The sequence below is a fragment of the Deltaproteobacteria bacterium genome (assembly GCA_016213065.1).
Lineage (GTDB): Bacteria > UBA10199 > UBA10199 > SPLOWO2-01-44-7 > SPLOWO2-01-44-7 > JACRBV01.
Window position 1 is genome coordinate 1 of record JACRBV010000032.1, and the last position, 2,315, is coordinate 2,315.

Consider the following 2,315-nt stretch of genomic DNA (forward strand, 5'->3'; position numbering starts at 1 on the left):
GATTGCACCTGATGAAGAGTCCTCCACCATTTGACGGAAAGATAAACAATGGGAACATTGAGAAAAATGAGAATCCCCAAAGGACCGCTGAGCTTGGCACGCTGATCGCGGTCTTCAATGAAAGCCCTGAAAATAATGTAACCGGTGTAGAGAAAAAGCAAAATGGCGGTGGTGGTGAGTCTCGCATCCCATGTCCACCACACTCCCCAAGTGGGTCTTCCCCAGATGGAACCAAGGCTCAAAGTCAAAGCTGTAAAGACAACGCCAACCTCAGCACTGGCCGAAGCCAGATGGTCCCAAAAAATTTTCTTTCGGAGCAGATAGAGAATGCTGGAAACAAAGACAATAAAGAAGGCGATGAAGGAAGTCCACGCGGCGGGGACATGCACGTACATGAGTTTTTGCACAAAACCCATGAGTTGATCCGCGGGGGCAAAAAAGAGTCCCCATATTTGTGCGAAAACAAAAAAAGCAATGACAAGAACGATAAAAATATATTTCATAAGTGTCCTTTTCAGGGGCTCGCTGTTTGGTCCATGGTCCATAGTCCTTTCTTCAAGCCTCCATCAACGGTCCGGAGACCATGAGGCTTGCGGCAAAAAATATGGTGTCATAAAGAAGGAGCATCACCAGCCACGGTCTTGATTGACCGAATACGTCCCCTTCCAAGGCCGCTTGGGTAACACAAACAGAGGCCAAGAGCAAGGGGATCAACATTGGAAAAAGCAAAAGCGGAAGCATCACCTGCCTCGCTCTGGTCTTGGTAATCAGGGCGGAATAAAAAGTTCCAAGCGTTGCAATCCCTAAATCCCCCAAAAAAATAACGGCCGCTAAAAGCAGAGGATTCTGAAACCAATCCAGATCAAAAAGAATCATCATCATAAAAAGAACGATGACTTGCACAATCGCGATGAAAAGAAAATTGGTGATCATTTTGCCGAGAAAGACGGCGCGATGGCTGACGGTATACAACACAAGACGGTCCAGACACCCTTCTTCGGCCTCGGCCTGAAAAGATCTCTCGAGCGACAAAACCGCGCTGAAAAGCACCACGAGCCACAAAAGCCCCGGAGCCAGACTCTTCAACAGCATGGGATCCGTTCCCATGGCAAAACTGAAAATAAAAATAATCAAAACGCTGAAAAAAAGGATGTTGTTGATGATCTCTCTTTTGCGAAGCTCAGAAAGAAGGTCTTTATGACAAACAGCAAAGAGACAGTGTAAAAAATTCATAAAATAACATCCGATGGAATTGTTTGGGGGTCACCAAAATAGGCAACGGTCCCGTGATTCAATACCAACGCCTTATCGCACAGGGGAAGCACTTCGGAATGATCGTGCGACGCAAAAAAAACGGGGACACCCTGCTTCTTCCAGTGAAGGATACAGGCATTCATCAACTGTTTTCCGTCGCGGTCCAGATTGGCGTGGGGTTCATCGAGTAAAATTGCCTTGGGTTGGCGAAGTAAAACCCGCGCCAACGCCAACCTTTTTTTCATACCCGTGGAAAACAGACCAACCGCTTTATGTCTCCATTTCACGATGCCCATTTTTGCGAGAACTTCAGAAATTGTTTCTCTGTCAGCTTTTTTTCCACAAAGACTCATGGAAAACTTGAGGTTTTCCTCTGCCGTCAGTGCTTTGTAAAAACCCAGTTCATGTCCCAACCACTCCACCTTCGTTCTGATTTCAAGATTGTCTTGTTTCAGGTCAAGCCCCAAAAGTGTTCCCTCGCCGCATGTGGGGTCCAGCCGCGTTGAGAGGATTTTGAGAAGTGTGGATTTACCACAACCATTGGGACCAAGAATCGCGATCACATCTTTTGATGTGGAAGAAAGAGAAACATTTACCAACGCCCAGTTGGTAATGTAGCGGTGCCCTAAACCCTTCAGTTCCAAAATATTGCCGGACATAAGAATTAACGGTTTTCCCCTTTTTGAGAGGAGAGGAAGCGGGCCAGAGTTTCAATATCTTCTGGATTCAGCGTTGACTCAAAACCGGGCATTTCGGAATCTTTGTTCACCGACTGGGGATTTTGAATATATTGCTTCATCCAATCTCCGTTATGGAAGTTTCCTATGCCATCAAGGCGTGGACCCATATCACCCCCACGCCCTCTCAGGCGGTGGCAAGTCTGGCAATTTTCTTCGAATATTTTTGCCGCCTTGGCATAGGAAATACCTCCGCCACCAATATTTCTGAGATAGGCGATAAGCGCCTGAATTTCTTCATCCAGAAGATTGAGTTCCGGCATTGTGGAACTGTGGACCATATGCTGGGGTTTACGAAAATGTTCAGCAAGCCATTCATCGGAA

Annotated in this window: 4 protein-coding genes; all 4 read right to left on the reverse strand. The window is 46.6% G+C overall.

What is annotated here, in order from left to right; translation table 11 throughout:
- The coding region (gene ccsA, locus HY877_01685; GenBank protein ID MBI5298994.1) for a cytochrome c biogenesis protein CcsA at positions 1 to 503 on the reverse strand (503 nt) is incomplete at its 3' end.
- 52 nt (positions 504 to 555) lie between these two features.
- Entirely contained in the window at positions 556 to 1,233 is a 678-nt protein-coding gene (locus HY877_01690) for a heme exporter protein CcmB (GenBank protein MBI5298995.1), read from the reverse strand.
- Positions 1,230 to 1,913, reverse strand: a complete 684-nt coding sequence (locus HY877_01695; protein ID MBI5298996.1) for an ABC transporter ATP-binding protein — start codon at positions 1,911 to 1,913, stop codon at positions 1,230 to 1,232. Before HY877_01695 ends, HY877_01690 begins: the two co-directional genes overlap by 4 nt.
- 5 nt (positions 1,914 to 1,918) lie before the next feature.
- Positions 1,919 to 2,272: a cytochrome c gene (locus tag HY877_01700; protein ID MBI5298997.1), complete on the reverse strand. Its 354-nt coding sequence runs from the start codon at positions 2,270 to 2,272 to the stop codon at positions 1,919 to 1,921.
- Positions 2,273 to 2,315 lie beyond the last annotated feature (43 nt).